Below are 24,639 nucleotides of genomic sequence, written 5' to 3'. Positions count from 1 at the left end.
CTCCCTTACTTCGCAGCCGACTTGACGGCGTCGCGAACCACGATCCAGGCGCCCTTGGAGCCGGGAACGGCACCCTTGACGAGGATCAGGCCACGGTTCTCGTCGGTGGAGACGACTTCGAGGTTCTGCGTGGTGACGCGCGTCTGGCCCATGTGACCAGCCATGCGCTTGCCCTTCCAGACCTTGCCCGGATCCTGGTTGTTACCAGTCGAACCATGCGAGCGGTGCGAAACGGACACACCGTGCGTGGCGCGCAGACCACCGAAGTTATGGCGCTTGATGGCACCAGCGAAACCCTTACCGATCGTGGTACCGGTCACGTCAACCAGCTGGCCGGCCGAGAAATGGTCCGCCTTCAGCTCAGTGCCGACTTCGATCATGTTGTCTTCGGAAACGCGAAACTCAACAAGCTTCGCCTTCGGCTCGACGTTGGCGACGGCGAAGTTGCCGCGCTCAGCCTTGGAAGTGTTTTTCACCTTGGCAGTGCCTGCACCGAGCTGAAGAGCGGTATAGCCGTTCTTCTCTACGGTACGGTGTGCAACAACCTGGCAGTTTTCCAGCCGCAATACGGTTACCGGGATATGCTCACCAGCGTCGTTATAGACGCGGGTCATTCCCACTTTCTGTGCAATTACACCTGAACGCATCGGTTCAATCCTTCTCACTCAGCGAGAGACCGAGGTCTCAGAGCTTGATCTCAACGTCGACGCCAGCGGCGAGGTCGAGCTTCATCAGCGCGTCCACCGTCTGGGGCGTCGGGTCTACGATGTCGAGGAGGCGCTTGTGCGTGCGCATCTCGAACTGCTCGCGGCTCTTCTTGTCGATGTGGGGGGACCGGTTAACCGTAAACTTCTCGATGCGGGTCGGAAGCGGAACGGGGCCCCGGACGCTAGCACCGGTGCGCTTCGCCGTCGACACAATCTCGCGCGTGGAAGCATCGAGAATTCGGTGATCGAACGCCTTCAGGCGAATGCGGATATTTTGGCCGTTCATTCGACGTTATCCTTGTTGTTTGTTTCCTCCGCGCCATACGAACAGGCACGGGTTGTTCTTTTACCTTAAGGCGGACCACCGGTTTCAAAGATCGAAGGGGACGCCGGATGGGCATCCCATTCCACTCTCCGGGCCTTTCGGCCCACCTTATGATTTGATTGCTGCAGCGATAGCCGAAGCATCGGCAAATCGCGCTTGCGCGCCATTTGCTACATTTTCACGTCATAAGCAAGCCGCTTGGCAGCTTTTTGCTTAAAGAATCCATGCAATGGGCGCAGATCAGATCTGCGCCCATTTTTCTGGATTACTCTACGATGGCAGCGACGATGCCGGCGCCGACGGTACGGCCGCCTTCGCGGATAGCGAAGCGCAGCTTTTCTTCCATCGCGATCGGAACGATCAGCTCGACGTCAACGGTGACGTTGTCGCCAGGCATAACCATTTCCGTGCCTTCCGGAAGCGTCACGATACCCGTCACGTCCGTCGTGCGGAAGTAGAACTGCGGACGGTAGTTCGTGAAGAACGGCGTATGACGGCCGCCTTCTTCCTTCGTCAGGATGTAGGCTTCTGCCTTGAACTTCTTGTGCGGCTTGACCGAACCCGGCTTGCACAGAACCTGACCACGCTCGATGCCGTCGCGGTTCACACCACGCAGAAGCGCGCCGATGTTGTCGCCAGCCTGGCCCTGGTCGAGCAGCTTGCGGAACATTTCAACGCCCGTGCAGGTCGTCTTCGTCGTCGGGCGAATGCCAACGATTTCCAGTTCTTCGCCAACCTTGACGATACCACGTTCAACGCGGCCCGTGGCAACCGTGCCGCGGCCGGAGATCGAGAACACGTCTTCAACCGGCATCAGGAACGGCTGGTCGATCGGACGCTCAGGCGTCGGGATGTAGCTGTCAACAGCTTCCATCAGTTCGCGGATCGCGTCTTCGCCGATCTTCTTGTCGGAATCTTCAAGAGCAGCAAGTGCCGAACCCTTGATGATCGGAATGTCGTCGCCCGGGAAGTCGTAGGACGACAGAAGTTCGCGAACTTCCAGCTCGACGAGTTCGAGAAGCTCGGCGTCGTCAACCTGGTCAACCTTGTTCAGGAACACGACGATCGCCGGAACGCCAACCTGGCGAGCAAGCAGGATGTGCTCGCGGGTCTGCGGCATCGGGCCGTCAGCAGCCGAGCAAACCAGGATCGCGCCGTCCATCTGTGCGGCACCGGTGATCATGTTCTTCACATAGTCAGCGTGGCCGGGGCAGTCGACGTGCGCATAGTGGCGGTTGGCCGTCTCGTACTCAACGTGCGCCGTCGAGATGGTGATGCCACGTGCCTTTTCTTCCGGCGCAGCATCAATCTGGTCATAGGCCTTGAACTCGCCGAAGTACTTCGTGATCGCCGCCGTCAGCGACGTCTTGCCATGGTCAACGTGACCAATCGTGCCAATGTTGACGTGCGGCTTGTTGCGCTCAAACTTGCTCTTTGCCATTACCGGCTCTCCGTTTTTATCCCCGTCAGGGGTTATCTCTCAGTTTATGGGGCGGATTACTCCGGTCACTTCTGACCGGAGTACTTGGCCTGGATTTCAGTTGCGACGTTCGACGGAACCGGCGCGTAGTGATCGAAGACCATCGAGTACTGTGCGCGGCCCTGCGACATGGAGCGCAGGTTGTCGACGTACTTGAACATGTTCGCCAGCGGTACGTGGGCGTTGATCACCACGGCGATACCGCGGCTTTCCTGGCCCTGGATCTGACCACGGCGAGAGTTCAGGTCACCGATCACGTCACCAACGTAATCTTCCGGCGTCACGACTTCGACCTTCATCATCGGCTCGAGGAGCTGAGCACCAGCCTTCTTAGCTGCTTCACGGAAGCAAGCGCGGGAGGCGATTTCGAACGCGAGAACCGACGAGTCGACGTCGTGGAAGGCGCCGTCGATGAGGGTCGCCTTGACGCCCAGCATCGGGAAGCCTGCCAGCGGACCGGAAGACAGGACGCTTTCGATACCCTTCTGAACGCCCGGGATGTATTCCTTCGGAACAGCACCACCGACGATCTTGGATTCGAACACGAAATCTTCGCCATCCGGGTTCGGTTCGAAGATCAGCTTGACGCGCGCGAACTGGCCGGTACCACCGGTCTGCTTCTTGTGCGTGTAATCTTCTTCCGTCTTGCGGGTGATGGTTTCGCGGTAAGCAACCTGCGGAGCACCGACGTTGGCTTCAACCTTGAACTCGCGACGCATGCGGTCGACGATGATGTCGAGGTGAAGCTCGCCCATGCCGGCAATGATGGTCTGGCCGGATTCCTGGTCGGTCTTGACGCGGAACGACGGGTCTTCCGCAGCCAGGCGGTTGAGCGCGAGGCCCATCTTTTCCTGGTCGCCCTTGGACTTCGGCTCGATCGCGATCTGGATGACCGGCTCGGGGAATTCCATGCGCTCGAGGATAACCGGCTTCAGCGGGTCGCAGAGCGTATCGCCAGTGGTGGTTTCCTTGAGGCCTGCCAGAGCAACGATGTCGCCTGCGAAGGCTTCTTCGATGTCTTCACGCGAGTTGGAGTGCATCTGCAGCATACGGCCGACACGCTCGCGCTTGTCCTTGACCGTGTTCATGACAGACGAGCCCTTCTCGAGCTTGCCGGAGTAAATGCGAGCGAAGGTGAGCGAACCAACGAAGGGGTCGTTCATGATCTTGAACGCGAGCATTGCAAGCGGCTCTTCGTCGTCAGCGTGACGCTCGATTTCGGCTTCCGTCTTGGTGTCGATGCCCTTGATCGCCGGAATGTCGAGCGGCGACGGCAGGTAGTCGACAACCGCGTCGAGGAGCGGCTGAACGCCCTTGTTCTTGAAGGCAGTGCCGCAGAACATCGGGTGGAACTTGACGTCGATCGTACCGCGACGAACGAGTTCGCGGATCTTGTCGTTCGACGGCATGTCGCCGTTCAGGTAGGCTTCCATCGCTTCTTCATCGATCTCGACAACGGTCTCGATCAGCTTTTCGCGATATTCTTCAGCCTTGTCCTTCATGTCGGCCGGGATTTCGACGACATCCCAGGCAGCGCCAAGCGACTCATCGCGCCAGACGAGAGCGTTCATCTCGATCAGGTCGATCACGCCCTTGAAGTCGCTTTCAGCGCCGATCGGCAGCTGCATGACAACAGCGGTGGCGCCGAGACGGGTCTTGATCATCTCTACCGAGCGGTAGAAGTCAGCACCGGTCTTGTCCATCTTGTTGCAGAAGATCATGCGCGGAACATGATACTTCTCAGCCTGACGCCAGACGGTTTCCGTCTGCGGCTCTACGCCTGCGTTGGCGTCGAGAAGAGCGATGGCACCGTCGAGCACGCGCAGCGAACGTTCGACTTCGATGGTGAAGTCAACGTGGCCGGGGGTGTCGATGATGTTGAAACGGCGCATCTTGCCGTCGCGACCCTTCCAGAAGGTCGTGGTGGCAGCAGAGGTGATCGTGATGCCACGCTCCTGCTCCTGCTCCATCCAGTCCATCGTGGCTGCGCCGTCGTGAACTTCGCCGATCTTGTGCGACTTGCCGGTGTAATAAAGAATACGCTCGGTGGTCGTCGTCTTGCCGGCGTCGATATGCGCCATGATACCGAAATTGCGGTAGTCTTCGATTTTATATTCGCGAGCCATAGGACTGCCTTTCGAAATTCGATCGGGTGAAGATTACCAACGATAGTGCGAGAATGCGCGGTTGGCGTCGGCCATCTTGTGCGTGTCTTCACGCTTCTTGACAGCGGCGCCGCGGTTGTTCGCAGCATCCATGAGCTCACCCGAAAGACGATCGATCATGGTGGTTTCGTTGCGCTTGCGGGCAGCAGCAATCACCCAGCGGATTGCCAGAGCCTGGCGACGTTCCGGACGCACGTCTACCGGAACCTGATAGGTCGCACCGCCAACACGACGCGAACGAACCTCAACATGCGGCGCGACGTTGTCGAGCGCAGAATGGAAGATCGCAAGCGGGTCGGCCTTGGCCTTGCCCTGCACGGCGTCGAAAGCACCGTAAACAATGCTTTCAGCTACGGACTTCTTGCCGTGAAGCATGATGGCATTCATGAATTTGGTGACGACCAGATCGCCGAACTTCGGGTCCGGGTTGATCTCACGCTTTTCTGCACTATGGCGTCGGGACATATATCTTCTCGTCTCTAAACAATTGAGCGCTCTACCACGCGGAGGACCTCGCGCAGCGCCGGGATTTCATGTCCAGGATGACCTGGAGCCCGAATTACTTCGGACGCTTCGCACCGTACTTGGAACGGCGCTGCTTGCGGTTCTTAACACCCTGGGTGTCGAGAACGCCGCGGATGATGTGGTAACGCACACCCGGCAAGTCCTTTACACGGCCGCCACGGATCATGACGACAGAGTGTTCCTGCAGGTTGTGGCCTTCGCCCGGAATATAGCCGATGACTTCGAAGCCATTGGTCAGGCGGATCTTGGCAACCTTACGCAGAGCCGAGTTCGGCTTCTTCGGGGTCGTGGTGTAGACGCGGGTGCAAACACCACGCTTCTGCGGGTTCTCCTGCAGGGCAGGAACCTTGTTGCGCTTTACGTTCGCCTGGCGAGGCTTGCGGATCAGCTGGTTTACGGTAGGCATTCAACCATCCCTTACGTGTTTCTCAGCACCCTTTCGGGCCAATCTGATGCCGTTTCCGGCGGGCGACACACACATTTCCTCATGCGCAAAACGTGGCCCAATCCCAATTTGGAATGGACCACAGAAGGCAGAGGACGCATTATACATGCGTCGTGCGTGCAGCATTCATGTCTTCAACGTGCGTATGGAACCGTGTTTGAGACGAACTCCGGAACGAGTCATCCCGGACGGACAAGCCTCACATCGCTTCCGATGGGTGGGCGTTTACTGTTTTAGCCCCTGTCCGTCAAGGGCTGGGCCCAAAATAATAGCTTTCGCGGGCTTTCCGGAGCCCGCTGAGCGACAAGATGACAGGTTTTCGTTAATTCTTCTGTTCTTCGGCTTTAACGCTTGGGAATCAGTTCCAGATGTCACTATGGGTTGGAACATACCAACTGACTTCCCCTTTCAACGCTCCAGAAGGTTCAAACGGAGATGGACATGATCGACAATCCCGACAACGACAACATTGCCGAAGGACCGATGGTGTTCATCATTATCGGCAAGGGCTACGAACAGAAGGGCGGCCAGGGAATCGAGCTGCACATCATGCTGCAGGCGCCGGACGACGACTCGGCCGTTCGTGAAGCCTTGAACGCGCTTTCCGAAGAAGGTTTTCTCGAAGCCGACCTCGACCAGATCGGCGTGCTCACCGACATCCCGACCGAAGAGCCACATGCTTCCGCCTACCAGGGCGCACTTGAAGGCGAAGTGGCGATCATTCGTTTCGACTAGGACGGACGGTTTCGAGCTCTTCATCATCTGTCTGAAATGCAAAACGCCCGGATCGCTCCGGGCGTTTTTGTTTGCTGTCGGAAAGGAGCCCGTTTCCGGGCCCCCTCGCCTGCTTACTCGGCAGGCGTATTTTCCGAGTTCATGTCCTGCAGCATCGGGGTGGCCGAGCCAACGCCCGAACCCTTCTTGCGCTCCTCGAGGATGAGGTCGTCGCGCGAAGTGGCGATGCGGCGGATCTGAGTCATGGTTCCGCCCGTACCGGCCGGGATGAGACGGCCGACGATGACGTTTTCCTTCAGACCCTGCAGCGTGTCCATCTTGCCGGCGATCGCAGCTTCCGTGAGAACCTTGGTGGTCTCCTGGAAGGATGCAGCCGAGATGAAGGACGGCGTCTGCAGCGAGGCCTTGGTGATACCAAGCAGAACCGGCTCGCCGTATGCAGGCTTCTTCCCTTCCTCGATGAGCTGGTCGTTGGTGTCTTCCAGCTCGATCCGGTCGACATTGTCACCGACGATGTATTGGCTGTCGCCAGCATCGGTGATCTCGACCTTCTGCAGCATCTGACGAACAATCACTTCGATGTGCTTGTCGTTGATGACAACGCCCTGCAGACGGTAGACTTCCTGGATTTCGTTCACGAGGTAGGAAGCGAGTGCTTCCACGCCCTTGATCGCCAGGATGTCGTGCGGCGCAGGATTGCCGTCGAGGATGTAGTCGCCCTTTTCGATGTAGTCGCCATCCTGAAGATGGAAGGGCTTGCCCTTCGGGATCAGGTATTCGACCGGCTCGACACCGTCTTCCGCCGGCTCAATCATGACGCGACGCTTGTTCTTGTAGTCGCGGCCGAGGCGGATCGTACCATCGATCTCAGCGATGATGGCGTGGTCCTTCGGACGACGAGCTTCGAACAGTTCTGCGACGCGCGGCAGACCACCGGTGATGTCCTTGGTCTTGGCGCTTTCCATCGGGATACGTGCAAGCACGTCGCCCTGGGAAACCTTCTGACCCGGCTCGACCGACAAGATCGCATCCACCGAGAGCTGGAAGCGAGCTTCGCCACCACGTGACAGCTTGGCGATCGCACCGGAAGCGTCCTTGATGACGATTGCCGGCTTGAGATCCGCACCGCGCGGGGTCGAACGCCAGTCAATGACCTGGCGCTTGGTGATACCGGTCGACTCGTCGGTCGATTCCGAAACGGAGATACCGTCGACGACATCTTCGAACTGAACCGTACCGGCGACTTCCGTCATCATCGGGCGGGTATACGGGTCCCACTCTGCCAGACGCTGACCGCGACGTACCTTGTCGCCATCATCGACGTGCAGCTTGGAGCCGTAGGCCACGCGCTGGGACGACCGCTCGACACCACGCTCATCGAGAATGGTGACCGCCATGTTACGACCCATCGCGACGAGAACGCCCTCAGAGTTGCGCAGCATGTTGCGGTTCTTGATCTGGATCGTGCCCTCATAGGAGGCTTCCAGGAACGAGGAGTCGACCACGTTTGCCGTACCACCAAGGTGGAACGTACGCATGGTCAGCTGGGTACCCGGCTCACCGATGGACTGTGCCGCGATAACACCAACGGCTTCACCCATGTTGACCGGCGTACCGCGTGCAAGGTCGCGGCCGTAGCAGACCGAGCAAACACCCGTCTGAACTTCGCAGGTCAGAGCAGAGCGGATGCGGATCGACTGGATGCCAGCCTTCTCGATCTCGATGACGTCCGGCTCCAGGATCATCTTGCCGGCGTCGACGATACGCTCACCCGTGACCGGATGATCGATGTTGTCGAGAGCCGTACGACCCAGGATACGTGCGCCAAGCGAAGCAACCACCTGACCGGCGTCAACGATCGCCGTCATGGTCAGGCCCTTTTCAGTGCCGCAATCGACCATGTTGACGATGCAGTCCTGCGCGACGTCGACGAGACGACGGGTCAGGTAACCGGAGTTCGCGGTCTTCAAGGCGGTGTCTGCCAGACCCTTACGGGCACCGTGCGTCGAGTTGAAGTACTCGTTAACGGTTAGGCCTTCCTTGAAGTTCGAGATGATCGGCGTCTCGATGATTTCACCCGACGGCTTCGCCATCAGGCCGCGCATGCCGCCCAGCTGGCGCATCTGGTTCGGTGAACCACGGGCACCCGAGTGGGACATCATGTAGATGGCGTTCATCTGCTTCTGACGACCGGTTTCCGGATCGAACTCAACGGCCTTAATGCGGGCCATCATGTCCTCGGCAACCTTTTCGGTAGCCTTACCCCAGGCGTCAACGACCTTGTTGTACTTCTCGCCCTGAGTGATCAGGCCGTCGTTGTACTGCTGCTCGTATTCCTTCACCAGGGCTTCGGTGTCGCCGACGATCTTGTGCTTGCTGTCGGGGATGATCATGTCATCCTTGCCGAAGGAGATACCGGCCTTGCAGGCGTGCGTGAAGCCAAGCTGCATGATCCGGTCGCAGAAGATCACCGTGTCCTTCTGTCCGCAGTGACGGTAGACCGTGTCGATCATCTTGGAGATGTTCTTCTTGGTCATTTCCTGGTTGCAGATGTCGAACGGCACGTTGACGTTCTTCGGCAGAAGCTCGCCGATGATCATCCGGCCCGGCGTGGTCTCATAGATCTTCGAAACAGGCTTGCCTTCGGCGTCAACGGTCTTGAAGCGACCCTTGATCTTGGCGTGAAGCGTGACGACCTTGTTTTCCAGAGCGTGGTGCAGTTCGCCCATGTCGGAGAAGGCCATGCCCTCGCCCGGCTCGTTCTGGTTCATGATCGACAGGTAGTAGAGGCCGAGAACCATGTCCTGCGACGGAACGATGATCGGTGCGCCGTTCGCCGGATGCAGGATGTTGTTCGTCGACATCATCAGCACGCGTGCTTCGAGCTGTGCTTCGAGCGACAGCGGCACGTGAACGGCCATCTGGTCACCGTCGAAGTCGGCGTTGAAGGCCGTGCAGACGAGCGGATGCAGCTGGATGGCCTTGCCTTCAACCAGGATCGGTTCGAAGGCCTGGATGCCCAGGCGGTGCAGCGTCGGTGCGCGGTTCAGGAGAACCGGATGCTCGCGGATGACCTCGTCGAGGATATCCCAGACTTCCGGCTTTTCCTTTTCAACCAGCTTCTTGGCCTGCTTGACGGTCGAGGAATAACCCTTTGCGTCGAGACGGGCGTAGATGAACGGCTTGAAGAGCTCGAGCGCCATCTTCTTCGGAAGACCGCACTGGTGCAGCTTCAGTTCCGGACCGGTCACGATAACCGAACGGCCGGAATAGTCGACGCGCTTGCCGAGAAGGTTCTGGCGGAAGCGGCCCTGCTTGCCCTTCAGCATGTCGGACAGCGACTTCAGCGGACGCTTGTTGGCGCCGGTGATGACGCGGCCACGACGGCCGTTGTCGAACAGCGCGTCTACAGATTCCTGCAGCATGCGCTTTTCGTTGCGGATGATGATGCCCGGAGCGCGCAGTTCGATCAGGCGCTTCAGACGGTTGTTACGGTTGATGACGCGACGATAAAGGTCGTTCAGGTCGGAGGTCGCAAAGCGGCCGCCGTCGAGCGGAACCAGCGGACGCAGGTCCGGCGGGATCACGGGCACGACCTTCATGATCATCCATTCCGGGCGATTGCCGGACTCGATGAAGTTTTCGACGATCTTCAGGCGCTTCATCAGCTTCTTCTGCTTGAGATCCGACGTGGTGTCGGCAAGCTCGGAACGCAGGTCGCCTGCAATCTTTTCGAGATTCATCGATGCCAGCATCTCGTAGATGGCTTCAGCACCGATCATCGCCGTGAACTGATCTTCGCCGAACTCGTCGACGGCGATCATGTATTCTTCTTCGGAAAGAAGCTGGTTTTCCTTCAGGGAGGTCAGGCCAGGTTCGGTGACGATGTAGTTCTCGAAATACAGAACGCGCTCGACATCCTTCAGCGTCATGTCGAGAAGGGTCGAGATGCGCGACGGAAGCGACTTCAGGAACCAGATGTGCGCCACAGGAGCTGCAAGCTCGATGTGACCCATGCGCTCACGGCGAACGCGCGACAGCGTCACTTCGACGCCGCACTTTTCGCAGATGATGCCCTTGTACTTCATGCGCTTGTACTTGCCGCACAGGCACTCGTAGTCCTTGATCGGCCCGAAAATGCGCGCGCAGAAGAGGCCGTCGCGTTCTGGCTTGAACGTGCGGTAGTTGATGGTCTCCGGCTTTTTGATTTCGCCGTAGGACCAGGAGAGAATCTTCTCGGGCGACGCGATCGAAATCCGGATCGAGTCGAAGTGCTGCGCAGGCACTTGGGGGTTGAAAAGATTCATGACCTCATGGTTCATGCCTATCTCCTTTAGGGGCGGAAGCCCTCGCTTGCGACGGTCGTGTCCAAATTCCCGGGATGGACGCGCCGAAGCACTAAAACGGTCATAGCCGCGAAATGCGGCGAAAGTTTCCCGTCACTGCCGGCGGGAACCGGCGGCGGGAGCGGCGCGCGCCTGATGCGGCGCGCGCCTTCCAACTTATTCCGCTGCGTCTGGCAGCTGGCCGGCTTCCGCCGCTTCGAGCTTCGAGTTCTCGAGCTCCACCGACAGGCCCAGCGAGCGCATTTCCTTGACGAGAACGTTGAAGCTCTCCGGAATGCCCGCTTCGAAGGTGTCGTCGCCACGGACGATCGCTTCGTAGACCTTTGTACGACCAGCCACGTCGTCCGACTTCACGGTCAGCATTTCCTGCAGCGTGTAGGCGGCACCATAGGCTTCCAGAGCCCAGACCTCCATTTCGCCGAAGCGCTGGCCACCGAACTGCGCCTTACCGCCCAGCGGCTGCTGGGTAACAAGCGAGTACGGACCGATCGAACGCGCGTGGATCTTGTCGTCCACGAGGTGGTTCAGCTTGATCATGTACATGTAGCCAACCGTGACCTTGCGGTCGAAGGCTTCGCCAGTCCGTCCGTCGTAGAGGACCGACTGACCCGACTCATGCAGACCCGCCTTCTTCAGCATGGCTGCAACGTCCGGCTCATGTGCACCGTCGAAGACCGGCGTCGCAATCGACACGCCGCGCTTGGACTGTTCGGCAAGACGAACCAGGGACTCGTCGTCAAAAGTCGAAACTTCGTCGCGGGCCTGGCTGGCATACACTTCCGTCAGCTCGCGCTTCAGGTCGGTGATGTCCTGCGTCTTGCGGTATTCCTCGAGCAATTCGCCGATCTTCTTGCCCATGCCTGCGCATGCCCATGCAAGATGGGTTTCAAGAATCTGACCAACGTTCATGCGCGACGGAACGCCGAGCGGGTTCAAGCAGATGTCGACATGCGTGCCATCCTCGAGGAACGGCATGTCCTCGATCGGAACGATACGCGATACAACACCCTTGTTGCCGTGACGGCCGGCCATCTTGTCGCCTGGCTGGATCTTGCGCTTCACAGCGACAAAGACCTTGACCATCTTCATGACGCCCGGAGGCATTTCGTCACCGCGCTGGACCTTCTCGACCTTGTCCATGAAGCGCTGTTCAAGGCGCGACTTGGATTCGTCGTACTGGCCACGCAGAGCTTCGATCTCGCCCTGGACCTTTTCGTCCTCGACGGCAAACATCCACCACTGCGAGCGGGGATATTCGGAGACGACGGCGTTGGACAGCTCGACGCCCTTCTTGAAGCCCTTCGGACCTGCAACCGAGACCTGGCCGCGAAGCATGTCGAGCAGACGGCCGTAGACGTTACGGTCGAGGATCGCCTGTTCGTCGTCGCGGTCCTTGGCGAGGCGTTCGATTTCCTCGCGCTCGATGGCCATCGCACGCTCGTCCTTTTCGACGCCGTGACGGTTGAATACGCGAACTTCGACGACGGTACCGAACGTGCCCGGAGGCATGCGCATGGACGTGTCGCGAACGTCGGATGCCTTTTCACCGAAGATGGCGCGCAGAAGCTTTTCTTCCGGCGTCATCGGGCTTTCGCCCTTCGGCGTGATCTTGCCGACGAGGATGTCGCCCGGCTGGACTTCGGCGCCGATGTACACGATGCCGGCTTCGTCGAGGTTCTTCAGCGCTTCTTCCGAAACGTTCGGAATGTCGCGCGTGATTTCTTCCGGACCAAGCTTGGTGTCACGCGCCATCACTTCGAATTCTTCGATGTGGATGGAGGTGAACACGTCGTCCGCAACGATACGTTCCGACATCAGGATCGAGTCTTCGTAGTTGTAGCCGTTCCACGGCATGAACGCGACGAGCGCGTTGCGGCCGAGAGCCAGGTCACCGAGGTCGGTCGACGGACCGTCCGCAATGATGTCGCCCTTATTCAGAACGTCACCGACGGCGACCAGCGGACGCTGGTTGACGCAGGTGTTCTGGTTCGAACGCTGGAACTTCTGCAGGCGATAGATGTCGACGCCAGACTTCGAAGCATCGAGGTCTTCCGTTGCGCGGATGACGATACGGGTTGCATCGACCTGGTCGACCACGCCGCCACGACGGGCAGCAATGGCAGCACCGGAGTCGCGAGCCACGACCGGCTCCATACCGGTACCAACGAACGGCGCTTCGGCACGAACCAGCGGAACGGCCTGACGCTGCATGTTGGAGCCCATGAGGGCGCGGTTGGCGTCGTCGTTTTCCAGGAACGGGATGAGAGCCGCTGCAACCGAAACGAGCTGCTTCGGCGAGACGTCCATCAGGTTGATGTTGTCGCGCGGAGCGAGCATCACTTCGCCGGCGTGGCGGCAAACCACGAACTCTTCCGAGAACGAACCGTCGGCCTCAAGCGGCGCGTTTGCCTGCGCAACGTAGTACTTGGCTTCTTCCATGGCGGAGAGGTAAAGCACGTCGTTGGTGACCTTGCCGTCGACGATCTTGCGGTACGGGCTTTCAATGAAGCCGTACTTGTTGACGCGGGCGAAGGTTGCAAGCGAGTTGATCAGACCGATGTTCGGGCCTTCCGGCGTTTCGATCGGGCAGATACGGCCGTAGTGGGTCGGGTGAACGTCGCGGACTTCGAAGCCTGCGCGCTCGCGGGTCAGACCACCCGGTCCAAGAGCCGAAAGACGGCGCTTGTGGGTGATTTCCGAAAGCGGGTTCACCTGGTCCATGAACTGCGACAGCTGCGAGGAACCGAAGAACTCGCGAACGGCGGCAGCAGCCGGCTTCGCGTTGATCAGGTCCTGCGGCATCACGGTGTCGATCTCGATGGACGACATGCGTTCCTTGATGGCGCGCTCCATGCGCAGCAGACCCAGGCGATACTGGTTCTCCATCAATTCACCAACCGAGCGAACACGACGGTTGCCGAGGTTGTCGATGTCGTCGATCTCGCCCTTGCCGTCGCGCAGTTCGACAAGCATCTTGACCACGGCCAGGATGTCTTCCTTGCGAAGAACGCGAACGGTGTCTTCAACCTGCAGGTCGAGGCGCATGTTCATCTTGACGCGGCCAACGGCGGAGAGGTCGTAACGCTCCGGATCGAAGAACAGCGAGTTGAACATCGCTTCAGCCGATTCCATGGTCGGCGGTTCACCCGGACGCATGACACGGTAGATGTCGAACAGAGCGTCCTGGCGGTTCTCGTTCTTGTCAGCGGCAAGCGTGTTGCGGATGTAGGCGCCGACATTGATGTGGTCGATGCCGAGAACCGGAATCTCGTCGAAGCCAGCCTTCAGGATGATCGGCAGGGTCTTCTCGTCGATCTCGTCGCCTGCTTCCAGGTAGATCTCACCGGTTTCCATGTTGACGATGTCTTCGGCAAGGTAGTTGCCGTAGAGCTCGTCATCGGTGGCCTTGAGAGCCTTCAGGCCCTTTTCGGTCAACTGACGCAGGAGACGCGGGGTCAGCTTCTTGCCGGCTTCGACAACGACTTCGCCGGTGTCGGCGTCGATCATGTCGGACAGCGTCTTGGCGCCCTTCAGGGTTTCGGCCTGGAAGGGGATGCGCCAGCCGTCGCCGTCACGCTGGTAGATCGACTTCGTGTAGAAGGTCGACAGGATTTCTTCACCGTCCATGCCGAGCGCCATGAGCAGCGAGCTCACGGGGATCTTGCGGCGACGGTCGATACGGGCGAACACGATGTCCTTCGCGTCGAATTCGATATCGAGCCACGAACCACGATACGGAATGACGCGAGCGGCGAACAGCAGCTTCCCGGACGAATGGCTCTTGCCCTTGTCGTGGTCGAAGAACACACCTGGCGAACGGTGCATCTGGGACACGATAACGCGCTCGGTGCCGTTCACGATGAACGTACCGTTGTCGGTCATGAGCGGCATGTCGCCCATGTAGACGGACTGTTCCTTGATGTCCTTGATGGACTTCGCGCCGGTATCCTCATCGATATCGAACACGATCAGGCGCAGCGTCACCTTGAGCGGCGCAGCATAGGTCAGGTCGCGCTGACGGCATTCCTCGACGTCGAACTTCGGCGGCTCGAATTCGTAGGACACGAATTCCAGCATGGAAGCGCCGGAGAAATCGGTGATCGGGAATACGGACTTGAAGACGGCATTCAGACCTTCATCAGGGCGGCCGCCCTTCGGTTCGTCAACCATCAAGAACTGGTCATAAGACGCCTTCTGAACCTCGATTAGGTTCGGCATCTCCGTGACTTCGGGGATTTTTCCAAAAAACTTGCGTACGCGCCTACGACCATTAAACGAAAGGGTCTGAGCCATCGTCGCTCCTTCAAATTGCATCCGGGCCTGCAACGGACGGGGTTCGCTGGCCAGTCGATCTCCCGTCGATCATGGTATTCCCAATCTCGTCCTACTTCCCGAACGCGCCAGGCCGGATTGCCTTTTCGGTTCGGTTCAGGACCATCCTCTTGAGAACCCATTACCCAGGAGCCGTTCTGGACGGATCCTGGGTAATATGTTCGGAGGAAATTGGAGGGTGGAGAGAGATCTCCCCACCCGCCACATTCCGATATTACTTGACGTCGACCTTAGCGCCGGCATCCTCAAGCTTCTTCTTGAGGTCTGCAGCTTCAGCCTTGGAAACGCCTTCCTTGATCGGCTTCGGAGCGCCTTCGACCAGGTCCTTGGCTTCCTTGAGGCCGAGGCCGGTGATGCCACGAACTTCCTTGATGACGTTGATCTTGTTCGCGCCGGCATCCGTGAGGATAACGTCGAACTCGGTCTTTTCTTCTTCAGCAGCAGCCGGAGCAGCAGCGCCGCCAGCAGCAGCAACAGCGACCGGAGCAGCGGCAGAAACGCCCCACTTTTCTTCGAGCATCTTGGAAAGCTCAGCAGCTTCCAGAACGGTCAGCGAGGAGAGGTCTTCAACGATCTTTGCGAGATCAGCCATTTTCTAGTTCCTTTTGTTCGGTTCGAACTGGTTTAAAATAAACAGCGAAGTTCCGCCTTATGCGGCTTCGTCCTTCTTGGCATATGCTGCGAACACGCGAGCCAGCTGTCCGGCCGGTGCCTGAACGACGCCTGCGATGCGGGTAGCCGGGGTCTGAATCATACCCACCAGCTTTGCACGCAGTTCGTCCAGCGAAGGCAGGGTCGCAAGCGACTTGACACCTTCGGCGTTGAGCGTGGTCGATCCCATGGCGCCACCGAGAACAACGAGCTTGTCGTTAGTCTTGGCGAAGTCCGAGACAACCTTCGGAGCTACGACCGGGTCATCGCTGTAAGCGATGAGCGTCTGACCCTTGAACAGGTCCGACATCCCTTCCGACTCCGTGCCCTGAAGAGCGATCTTGGCCAGGCGGTTCTTCGCGACTTTGACGGTGCCGCCAGCAGCACGCATTTTCGAACGGAAGTCGTTCATCTGCGCAACTGTGACACCAGCATAGTGGGCCACGACAACCGAACCAGAAGCCTTGAAGACTTCGTTCAGCTCCGTGACGAATTCGCGTTTTTCCGCTCTTTCCACTGTCTGTCTCCAGTAGGCGGGACCGCAATCCTGCAGGCCCCACCGGGTTTGCCTTTGCCTCAAGGGATCCTTTGGTAAAGATCCCAAGCGACGCTTGAGGATCCTGTCCCCTCGCACTGTCACCTCAGCGGCTCCAGGCACAAGGCACACTAGGCTCGAACCGAATATCCAGAGCGCAAGCGCTCGAAAATCTCGGGTCTTACCCGTCTCATGCAGGCTCGAAGTGATTAAGGCTCAAAGATCTGGGACCTCAGAGCCACCTGCAATCTCGGACAGGAGTTCCGGATTTCTCCGGAAATCCCCGGCCTCGAAAGACCGGGAATTCATGAAACGGGAGCGCGAACGCTCCCGCTACCTAATCAGGCGGCCGAAACCGTGGCCGGGTCGATCTTGACGCCCGGGCCCATGGTCGAGGAGATCGCTACGCGCTTGACGTAGTTACCCTTGGCGCCAGCCGGCTTTGCCTTGACGACGGCGTCCGCAAAAGCCTTGATGTTTTCTTCAAGAGCCTTAGCGTCGAACGAAGCCTTGCCGATGCCGGCGTGGATGATACCAGCCTTTTCGACGCGGAATTCAACGGCGCCGCCCTTGGAAGCCTTGACAGCACCGGCAACGTCCATGGTGACCGTGCCAACCTTCGGGTTCGGCATCATGCCGCGCGGGCCGAGAACCTTACCAAGACGGCCGACGAGCGGCATCATGTCCGGGGTCGCGATGCAACGATCGAAGTCGATCTTGCCGCCCTGAACGATTTCAACCAGATCTTCGGCGCCAACGATGTCTGCACCAGCAGCCTTGGCTTCATCAGCCTTGGCGCCACGTGCGAAGACGGCAACGCGAACATCGCGGCCGGTGCCGTTCGGCAGGTTGACCACGCCGCGGACCATCTGGTCTGCGTGACGCGGGTCGACGCCGAGGTTCATGGCGATTTCAACGGTCTCGTCGAACTTGGCGGTTGCGCGTTCCTTCACCAGAGCAATGGCTTCGGACAGGGCAACGAGCTTGGTCGGATCGATACCTTCGCGGATCTTCTGAATACGCTTTGCAAGCTTTGCCATGTTAAGCCACCACTTCCAGGCCCATAGCGCGGGCAGAGCCCTCGACCATAGCCATTGCGCCTTCGATATCAGCCGCGTTCAGATCCTTCATCTTGGCTTCGGCGATCGACTTGATCTGAGCCTTGGTGAGGGTGCCGGCCTTGGCGCCCTTGCCGGGGGTCTTCGAGCCCGACTGGATCTTCGCTTCCTTCTTGAGGAAGTAGCTGACCGGCGGCTGCTTCATCGCGAAGGTGAAAGACTTGTCCTGGAAATAGGTGATGACGACCGGGATCGGCATGCCCTTTTCCATTTCCTGCGTGGCGGCGTTGAACGCCTTGCAGAATTCCATGATGTTGATGCCGCGCTGACCAAGTGCCGGTCCGATCGGCGGGGACGGGTTTGCCGATCCTGCCTTGACCTGCAGCTTGAGCTGGCCTGCTACTTTCTTAGCCATTCTCTCTGCCTTTCGTTACGGATCGGATTGCCGATCCTTTGTGCCGGACTTCATGAAGCCCGGCGGCTGCGGTTGCGTGGTTCGGATCAACGGGGCCTGGCTTATCAACCCCCTCACCTTCCACGCGGCTGCGGCATTGCCGCACGAGACCTGCCGAACGAACGGCAGGCTCAACTCGTAAAACCCGTTAGACCTTTTCGACCTGGGCGTATTCCAGCTCAACCGGGGTTGCGCGACCAAAGATCGAAACTTCGACCTTGAGGCGCGAACGCTCCTCGTCGACATCCTGAACGGTGCCGTTGAACGAAGCGAACGGACCATCGGAAACGCGAACCTGTTCGCCGATCTCGAACGAGATCGAAGACTTCGGACGCTCGACCCCTTCCTGGACCTGACCAAGAATGCGCTCAGCTTCGAAATCCGGAATCGGAACCGGCTTGTTGTCGGAACCGAGGAACCCAGTGACCTTCGGCGTGTTCTTGATGAGGTGGTAGGCCTCGTCGGTCAGGTTGGCGCGAACCAGAACATAACCGGGGAAGAACTTCCGCTCGCTATCGACCTTGCGGCCGCGACGCACCTCAACGACCTTCTCGGTCGGCACCAGGATCTTTTCGAACAGGTGCTCAAGCCCCTTCTGGCGAGCCTTGTTCTCGATGTCCTCGGCAACCTTCTTTTCAAAGTTCGAATATGCGTGGACGATATACCAGCGCGCCGCCATTTGTACTTCTCCAGAATCAGACGCTGACGTTCAGGATCAGGCGCAGAAGCCAACCCATCAACTGATCGGCAGCGAAGAAAAACAGCGCCGCGAAAACAACCATAACCAGAACCATCGCTGTCGAAATCAGCGTCTCACGACGGGAAGGCCAATGGATCTTGGACGCTTCGGAGCGCACCTGGCGCAGAAACGTGACTGGATTGGTCTTGGATGCCATAGATTGTCCACGCAATTACGGCACGTAAAGCTGAACTCGCTCAGCCCCACGCACCGCGTGTCTGTTTTGTGCCTACATAAACACCCCTTCCCCTCCACACAAGAGGGAAAAAAGCATTCGATGAACTTTTGCCGTCTGCACCACGACCCTGCGCGAAGCTGCAGAAGTCTGTCATGCCTGTTGTCGAGATGGCAGGGGCAGAGGGGCTCGAACCCCCGACCTGCGGTTTTGGAGACCGCCGCTCTACCAACTGAGCTATACCCCTTCAAACCGAAGAAACCCGAACCGTTCGATCCGTCGCCCTCGGCTAGGCGCTCCCTTTAAGGGGATGCGAACCGCTTGGCAAGAGCGTTTTTTCGCGCAACCACACTATCTGAGCTTTACACCCGGCCGCTCGGAGGCATCCGCACGCGCTGCGCCCAGGACGGAATCTGTGCGCGTACCCAGGATTTCCTTGCCCGGGATATCGAAGCCGCCTGCGACAACGCTTGCGCCGTGGGCCTTCCTCTCGGGCGAGAGCGGCAGGCGCTTCCAGGCGGCGCGCGGGGGCTTTTCCACGAAGGCGTCCGGCTGATTCACCATGTCATTCACGACTCGGGAAATGATCGATTCGATTGCCACCTTGCGTCCGGTCTTGTGGTAGAAATTGCCCTTGATCTGGATCGTCGCGGCAATCGCCTTGATGAAATCGGCGAGCAGGCGCTGATCAATCGGCTCGGGCGTGCGCCAGAAGCTGTCGAGCCCCTTCTGGTGAGTGAGACCCGGAATGTCGTAGATGGCCGTGCCTAGCGCGATCGTCGGGATCCCCGCCCGCAGGCTATGCAGCGCGGTGGTGGAATTGCAGACAATGACGGCCTGGACGTTCTTCAGGATATAGCCGAGATCGCCCCTCTCGATGAAAACGACTCGCTTCGTGATGCGGTAGCGAGTCGCAAGCTCCGTCACGACCTTGCGCCAGCCTTCCAGATCATTGTCGAGCGGGTGCTGCTTGACGATCAGCCGACTATCGTTCGGCGCATGCAGCGCAAAGGACTGCACGACCTGTTCGAGCATCTGCGACAAGTGCTGGAACGGCGAGTTGGCGCGAATCTGGTAATCGCTCTGGAGTTGAAGCGCGACAAGGTAGGTCTTCTTCGACTTGTCGCTGAAATAGCCTTCGGGCAGGTCATGCCGTGGCCGGAAGGCGCGCGGCAACCACGACAGGTAATCGATCAGGGCGTCATAATACTTGTCCGCATGGTAAAGCGGGAACATCCCCCGGCCGAAATAGGTCGCGAGGTTATAGACCACCTCGTTGGTGGCTTCCTGATTGAAGGTGTGGCCGTAGCGCGGCTCGAGATCCGGCGCGCCAACCTTTGCGGCGATCTGGCGGATCTGCTCCGGGTCGGACGGGAAATGCGAAAAGCGCCCCATGCCGTCGCGCTCCAGCGTGATCCAGTCCGGCCGCAGGTAACCGAACTCTACCGCGTGACACTTCACCCCGAGCTTGCGGGCAACGCGCGCCGCCAGTCGATGGTAGGGCAGCCGATCCGCATAATAGAGAATGTCCGTGATCCCCTTGCGGCGAATCAGGTCCGCGAGGAAACGCGGCCAGGCCTTGACGCTGCCGCGATAGTTGATGGCACCGCGCTTTCGCCAATACAGCTGGTCGCCGAACGAGAAGTTGACCCGCGACGTCTCTATTCCCTGCGCTTCAAACCCTTCGGCGAGCTCACGCCAGAAAATCGAAGGCGGGCCTTGCAGGAAAAGGACATTCGTCATGTCGTTGCCAATGCTGCTGGAGACTGCGATGCACGTAGATGTACAAAAGCGATTTCAATTGCGGACATTATCGATAAACATCGGGCGACATTTTCATCAAGGCAGTTTCCCCGTCAATGCCATTCCGCCTGATCATTAACGCAAGGTGTGTGACATGAATGCCCGCACCTTCCTGTTGCTGCAGGGCCCCGCCTCCCCCTTTCTCAAATATCTCGCCGACGAGCTTGAGAAGAATGGAGCAAGTGTCCGCAAGATTGGCCTTTGCCTAGGCGATGTGTTCTTTTGGTGGCCAAGGAGGACTGATTTCTACCGCGGGACGCGGGAGAACTGGCCCCTGTACCTTAAAACCTACATCGAGAGGCATGGCGTCACGGATCTTGTGATGCTGGGTGACGGGCGCCCGGTGCATGCGGCGGCCGCCGATCTGGGCATCGCGCTCGGGATCAAGGTTCACATCCTGGAGCACGGATATCTGCGGCCAGACTGGCTGACAATCGAGCCCGACGGCATGTCGCTACACTCGCGTTTTCCCCGGGAGCCGGAGAAAATCCAGGCGCTTGCGGCGGGACAACAACATGCCGCGAACAACAGGTTATTTGGCTCGAGTTTCCTCACCTACGCACTTTATGACCTTGTTTACCATGTTCCGAATGTCCTGCTCGGATGGCTCGTCCATCCACACTATCGCACGCATGGAGCGGTCCATCCGGTGGTGGAATACAGCGGCTGGATCTGGAAGGCGCTGACGCGCGGCAGGCGGCAACGGCGGGCGCAACTCGCCATCGACCAGTGCCTTCACTCTGGTGGTGACCGCCCTTCCCGCTTCTTCCTGTTTCCGCTGCAGTTGCCGGGCGACTACCAGATCCGCAATCATTCACCGGGCGGTGACTTGTTCAAGATCGTGGACGCGACCATCGCATCCTTCGCGCGTCACGCGCCGTCGAATACCAGGCTGTTGTTCAAGGTGCATCCGATCGACAACGGCCTGTCTCGCTGGCCGCAGCGGATCGCCACGGCTGCAGCACAATATAATGTAGCGGATCGCGTCTTCCTGGCTGACGGCGGTGACACGAGCATGCTGATTGAAAAGTCGGCCGGCGTGGTGACGGTGAACTCGACCGTCGGACTGACTGCCCTGATCCTCGGCCGTCCGGTGATTGCGCTTGGCGGGGCCGTTTATGACGTGCCGGGCCTGACCTGGCAGCAGAGCCTTGGCGCCTTCTGGCGGGCTCCGACCGAACCCGATCCTCGGCTGCTGGACAAGTTCCTGCGGGCATTGGCGGCGACGACCCAGGTGCGCGGCGGCTTTATTGGTCGTGACGCCATCGAGACCGGGGCACGCAACGTTGCCCAACGGTTGCTCGACCCTGATGACCGGCTTCCGCTGGCTTTCCGCAAGCCGCGCGGCAACCCTCAGTTCCGATACGAGCGGGAGCTCTTCCTCAAGAACTGACCGCCGCATTTTTCTGAAATGGCTTCACCACAACAAAAAGGCCCCGCTGTTTCCAGCGAGGCCTTTTCTCAATTCAGACGTCGAAGATTATTCAACGATGGCAGCGACGATACCGGCGCCGACGGTACGGCCGCCTTCGCGGATAGCGAAGCGCAGCTTTTCTTCCATCGCGATCGGAACGATCAGCTCGACGTCAACGGTGACGTTGTCGCCAGGCATAACCATTTCCGTGCCTTCCGGAAGCGTCACGATACCCGTCACGTCCGTCGTGCGGAAGTAGAACTGCGGACGGTAGTTCGTGAAGAACGGCGTATGACGGCCGCCTTCTTCCTTCGTCAGGATGTAGGCTTCTGCCTTGAACTTCTTGTGCGGCTTGACCGAACCCGGCTTGCACAGAACCTGACCACGCTCGATGCCGTCGCGGTTCACACCACGCAGAAGCGCGCCGATGTTGTCGCCAGCCTGGCCCTGATCGAGCAGCTTGCGGAACATTTCAACGCCCGTGCAGGTCGTCTTCGTCGTCGGACGAATGCCAACGATTTCCAGTTCTTCGCCAACCTTGACGATACCACGCTCAACGCGGCCCGTGGCAACCGTGCCGCGGCCGGAGATCGAGAACACGTCTTCAACCGGCATCAGGAACGGCTGGTCGATCGGACGCTCAGGCGTCGGGATGTAGCTGTCAACAGCTTCCATCAGTTCGCGGATCGCGTCTTCGCCGATCTTCTTGTCGGAATCTTCAAGAGCAGCAAGGGCCGAACCCTTGATGATCGGAATGTCGTCGCCCGGGAAGTCGTAGGACGACAGAAGTTCGCGAACTTCCAGCTCGACGAGCTCGAGAAGCTCGGCGTCGTCAACCTGGTCAACCTTGTTCAGGAACACGACGATCGCCGGAACGCCAACCTGGCGAGCAAGCAGGATGTGCTCGCGGGTCTGCGGCATCGGGCCGTCAGCAGCCGAGCAAACCAGGATCGCGCCGTCCATCTGTGCGGCACCCGTGATCATGTTCTTCACATAGTCAGCGTGGCCGGGGCAGTCGACGTGCGCATAGTGGCGGTTGGCCGTCTCGTACTCAACGTGCGCCGTCGAGATGGTGATGCCACGTGCCTTTTCTTCCGGCGCAGCATCAATCTGGTCATAGGCCTTGAACTCGCCGAAGTACTTCGTGATCGCCGCCGTCAGCGACGTCTTGCCATGGTCAACGTGACCAATCGTGCCAATGTTGACGTGCGGCTTATTGCGCTCAAACTTGCTCTTTGCCATTGAATGCTTCCTGTGAACATAAGAGGTGAACCCGGCTGCCGGGTTTGGTGTCGCCGTTTAAGGCTTTCCACCAGAATGCGCAAGACATAATTACGACCTGCGCCGGGACAAGGGCCGGGCGCAAGAGAGCTTGCGAATGACGCCCAAATCCAGCGTCTTTGCAGCGATGATCAGACGCCGCACTAAGCATCCGACGGATGATCTGCCTCAGGTCTGCGTGATGATTTGGAGCGGGTAGCGGGAATCGAACCCGCGTATTCAGCTTGGAAGGCTGCTGCTCTACCATTGAGCTATACCCGCGGGGTATGGTCCGATCATGAGACGAATGGTGGAGAGAGTTGGATTTGAACCAACGTAGGCTGAGCCAACGGATTTACAGTCCGTCCCCTTTAACCACTCGGGCATCTCTCCAGTTTCGTCCGGATCGTTCGACCAAGTTTGTCAGACTGTTTGGCTGAGCGCCTCTCGGTCTGCGCCGCGTATATGACCGCCTCGTTTCGGTCTGTCAACACGACTTCTGAGCAAAAATTGCGAAAATAAACATGAGCCGATCCGAAGGCCTTTGTTTGCAGGGTCTATGCCTGAGGCGGGCCCGTGGCTATATAGCCTCATGAGCAAGGACAACACCAAAGACCGATCGAACCGCGACACGCATTACGCAACTTTGCGCCGCCAGGTGCGCGATGCAAAGCGTGAGCGTGGCGAGATTCCCACCCCGCCCCACAAGAAGCCGAAGTCGAACAAGGACTGGAAGCCGCCGCAGTTGCAGCCCGAACAGGTTCTCCTCTACGGACTGCACACGGTGCGCGCCGCGCTCGACAACCCGGAACGGAAGCTCATCAAGCTGTCCGTCACCCAGAATGCATTCGCCCGGCTTGATATCGGCGAAGCGGAAGCCCTTCCCTATCCCGTCGAATTCGTATCACCCCAGGATATCGACAAGGTGCTCGGCCCCGAAGCGATCCATCAGGGTGTCATGCTTGAGACGAGGCCCCTGCCCGTGCGCCGTCTCGAAGCCCTGAAGGAAAGCCCGCTTCTTCTTGTGCTCGACCAGGTCACGGACCCGCACAATGTCGGCGCAATCATGCGTTCGGCCGTAGCCTTCGGCGCTGGCGCCGTTATCACCACCCAGAGACATAGCCCGACGGAATCGGGTGTGCTGGCGAAATCCGCGTCGGGTGCGCTGGAACTCATTCCTTATATCCAGATCACAAATCTTTCGGATGCGCTCGGTGAACTGCACCAGCTCGGCTTCCAGACCATCGGGCTTGATTCCGAAGGACCTGCTGTTCTCGAAGAAACCTTCAGTGGTGACCGGATAGCCCTCGTGCTTGGGTCCGAAGGCAAGGGCCTGCGACAGAAGACCCGCGAAACGGTGAGTGCGCTCGCACGGCTCGACATGCCAGGCGAGATCAAGTCCCTCAACGTGTCGAATGCCGCAGCCGTCTCGCTTTATGCAAGCCGCCAACATCTGGCGCGCACAGGATCGGGCAAGGCCGGCTGATGCA

Annotated in this window: 19 protein-coding genes and 3 tRNA genes; 3 read left to right on the top strand and 19 right to left on the bottom strand. The window is 59.1% G+C overall.

Features of this window, described 5'->3' with window-relative positions:
• Window positions 1–5: 5 nt before the first annotated feature.
• The 6 genes from rplC to rpsL all read right to left on the bottom strand — a co-directional run bounded on the left by rplC (window position 6) and on the right by rpsL (window position 5,608).
• Window positions 6–647 (bottom strand): 50S ribosomal protein L3, encoded by a 642-nt coding sequence (gene rplC / locus CYG48_RS05260; RefSeq protein ID WP_118849418.1) that lies wholly within the window; start codon window positions 645–647, stop codon window positions 6–8.
• Window positions 648–684: 37 nt separating this feature from the next.
• Window positions 685–993: a 30S ribosomal protein S10 gene (gene rpsJ, locus CYG48_RS05255; RefSeq protein ID WP_003547547.1), complete on the bottom strand. Its 309-nt coding sequence runs from the start codon at window positions 991–993 to the stop codon at window positions 685–687.
• Between the two features lie 304 nt (window positions 994–1,297).
• A complete protein-coding gene (gene tuf, locus CYG48_RS05250) occupies window positions 1,298–2,473 on the bottom strand; it encodes an elongation factor Tu (RefSeq protein ID WP_118849405.1) in 1,176 nt (391 codons plus the stop codon).
• 65 nt (window positions 2,474–2,538) lie between these two features.
• Window positions 2,539–4,638: an elongation factor G gene (gene fusA, locus CYG48_RS05245; RefSeq protein ID WP_118849417.1), complete on the bottom strand. Its 2,100-nt coding sequence runs from the start codon at window positions 4,636–4,638 to the stop codon at window positions 2,539–2,541.
• Window positions 4,639–4,671: 33 nt separating this feature from the next.
• Window positions 4,672–5,142, bottom strand: a complete 471-nt coding sequence (gene rpsG / locus CYG48_RS05240; protein WP_118849416.1) for a 30S ribosomal protein S7 — start codon at window positions 5,140–5,142, stop codon at window positions 4,672–4,674.
• Window positions 5,143–5,236: 94 nt separating this feature from the next.
• Window positions 5,237–5,608, bottom strand: coding sequence for a 30S ribosomal protein S12 (gene rpsL, locus CYG48_RS05235; RefSeq protein ID WP_003547537.1), 372 nt, complete (start codon window positions 5,606–5,608; stop codon window positions 5,237–5,239).
• Between the two features lie 480 nt (window positions 5,609–6,088).
• On the opposite strand from rpsL, the gene CYG48_RS05230 reads away from it, so the two are divergent.
• Complete coding sequence (locus tag CYG48_RS05230; protein WP_118851500.1) at window positions 6,089–6,382, top strand: transcriptional regulator; 294 nt, start codon at window positions 6,089–6,091, stop codon at window positions 6,380–6,382.
• Between the two features lie 113 nt (window positions 6,383–6,495).
• On the opposite strand, the gene rpoC is transcribed toward CYG48_RS05230, so the two are convergent.
• The 10 genes from rpoC to CYG48_RS05180 all read right to left on the bottom strand — a co-directional run bounded on the left by rpoC (window position 6,496) and on the right by CYG48_RS05180 (window position 20,415).
• Window positions 6,496–10,704 (bottom strand): DNA-directed RNA polymerase subunit beta', encoded by a 4,209-nt coding sequence (rpoC, locus tag CYG48_RS05225; RefSeq protein ID WP_118849415.1) that lies wholly within the window; start codon window positions 10,702–10,704, stop codon window positions 6,496–6,498.
• Window positions 10,705–10,884: 180 nt separating this feature from the next.
• A complete protein-coding gene (gene rpoB, locus CYG48_RS05220) occupies window positions 10,885–15,021 on the bottom strand; it encodes a DNA-directed RNA polymerase subunit beta (protein WP_118849414.1) in 4,137 nt (1,378 codons plus the stop codon).
• 253 nt (window positions 15,022–15,274) lie between these two features.
• Window positions 15,275–15,652, bottom strand: coding sequence for a 50S ribosomal protein L7/L12 (gene rplL, locus CYG48_RS05215; protein ID WP_118849413.1), 378 nt, complete (start codon window positions 15,650–15,652; stop codon window positions 15,275–15,277).
• A gap of 57 nt (window positions 15,653–15,709) precedes the next feature.
• Window positions 15,710–16,228 carry a 50S ribosomal protein L10 gene (gene rplJ / locus CYG48_RS05210; protein WP_118849412.1) on the bottom strand — a complete coding sequence of 173 codons (519 nt, stop codon included), beginning with the start codon at window positions 16,226–16,228 and terminating at the stop codon, window positions 15,710–15,712.
• 359 nt (window positions 16,229–16,587) lie between these two features.
• Complete coding sequence (gene rplA / locus CYG48_RS05205) at window positions 16,588–17,286, bottom strand: 50S ribosomal protein L1 (protein ID WP_118849411.1); 699 nt, start codon at window positions 17,284–17,286, stop codon at window positions 16,588–16,590.
• Window position 17,287: 1 nt separating this feature from the next.
• Window positions 17,288–17,719 (bottom strand): 50S ribosomal protein L11, encoded by a 432-nt coding sequence (gene rplK / locus CYG48_RS05200; RefSeq protein ID WP_118849410.1) that lies wholly within the window; start codon window positions 17,717–17,719, stop codon window positions 17,288–17,290.
• Window positions 17,720–17,906: 187 nt separating this feature from the next.
• Complete coding sequence (gene nusG / locus CYG48_RS05195; RefSeq protein ID WP_118849409.1) at window positions 17,907–18,437, bottom strand: transcription termination/antitermination protein NusG; 531 nt, start codon at window positions 18,435–18,437, stop codon at window positions 17,907–17,909.
• A gap of 16 nt (window positions 18,438–18,453) precedes the next feature.
• Window positions 18,454–18,654 carry a preprotein translocase subunit SecE gene (secE, locus tag CYG48_RS05190; RefSeq protein WP_118849408.1) on the bottom strand — a complete coding sequence of 67 codons (201 nt, stop codon included), beginning with the start codon at window positions 18,652–18,654 and terminating at the stop codon, window positions 18,454–18,456.
• A 189-nt stretch (window positions 18,655–18,843) separates the two neighbouring features.
• A tRNA-Trp gene (locus CYG48_RS05185) sits at window positions 18,844–18,919 on the bottom strand.
• Window positions 18,920–19,023: 104 nt separating this feature from the next.
• Window positions 19,024–20,415, bottom strand: a complete 1,392-nt coding sequence (locus CYG48_RS05180) for a capsule biosynthesis protein (protein ID WP_118849407.1) — start codon at window positions 20,413–20,415, stop codon at window positions 19,024–19,026.
• Between the two features lie 154 nt (window positions 20,416–20,569).
• Between CYG48_RS05180 and CYG48_RS05175 the strand changes: the two genes are divergently transcribed.
• Window positions 20,570–21,868 carry a capsule biosynthesis protein gene (locus CYG48_RS05175; protein WP_118849406.1) on the top strand — a complete coding sequence of 433 codons (1,299 nt, stop codon included), beginning with the start codon at window positions 20,570–20,572 and terminating at the stop codon, window positions 21,866–21,868.
• Between the two features lie 87 nt (window positions 21,869–21,955).
• On the opposite strand, the gene tuf (CYG48_RS05170) is transcribed toward CYG48_RS05175, so the two are convergent.
• The 3 genes from tuf (CYG48_RS05170) to CYG48_RS05160 form a co-directional block, all read right to left on the bottom strand.
• On the bottom strand, window positions 21,956–23,131 hold the full coding sequence (tuf, locus tag CYG48_RS05170) for an elongation factor Tu (protein WP_118849405.1): 1,176 nt from the start codon (window positions 23,129–23,131) through the stop codon (window positions 21,956–21,958).
• A 226-nt stretch (window positions 23,132–23,357) separates the two neighbouring features.
• Window positions 23,358–23,431: transfer RNA gene (locus CYG48_RS05165), tRNA-Gly, on the bottom strand.
• Window positions 23,432–23,457: 26 nt separating this feature from the next.
• A tRNA-Tyr gene (locus CYG48_RS05160) sits at window positions 23,458–23,542 on the bottom strand.
• A 199-nt stretch (window positions 23,543–23,741) separates the two neighbouring features.
• On the opposite strand from CYG48_RS05160, the gene rlmB reads away from it, so the two are divergent.
• Window positions 23,742–24,635 carry a 23S rRNA (guanosine(2251)-2'-O)-methyltransferase RlmB gene (rlmB, locus tag CYG48_RS05155; protein WP_118849404.1) on the top strand — a complete coding sequence of 298 codons (894 nt, stop codon included), beginning with the start codon at window positions 23,742–23,744 and terminating at the stop codon, window positions 24,633–24,635.
• The last annotated feature ends 4 nt before the right edge of the window (window positions 24,636–24,639 follow it).

It is taken from the genome of Neorhizobium sp. SOG26, assembly GCF_003491345.1.
Classification (GTDB): domain Bacteria; phylum Pseudomonadota; class Alphaproteobacteria; order Rhizobiales; family Rhizobiaceae; genus Neorhizobium; species Neorhizobium turbinariae.
This window is presented reverse-complemented; position numbering and strand designations above follow the sequence as displayed.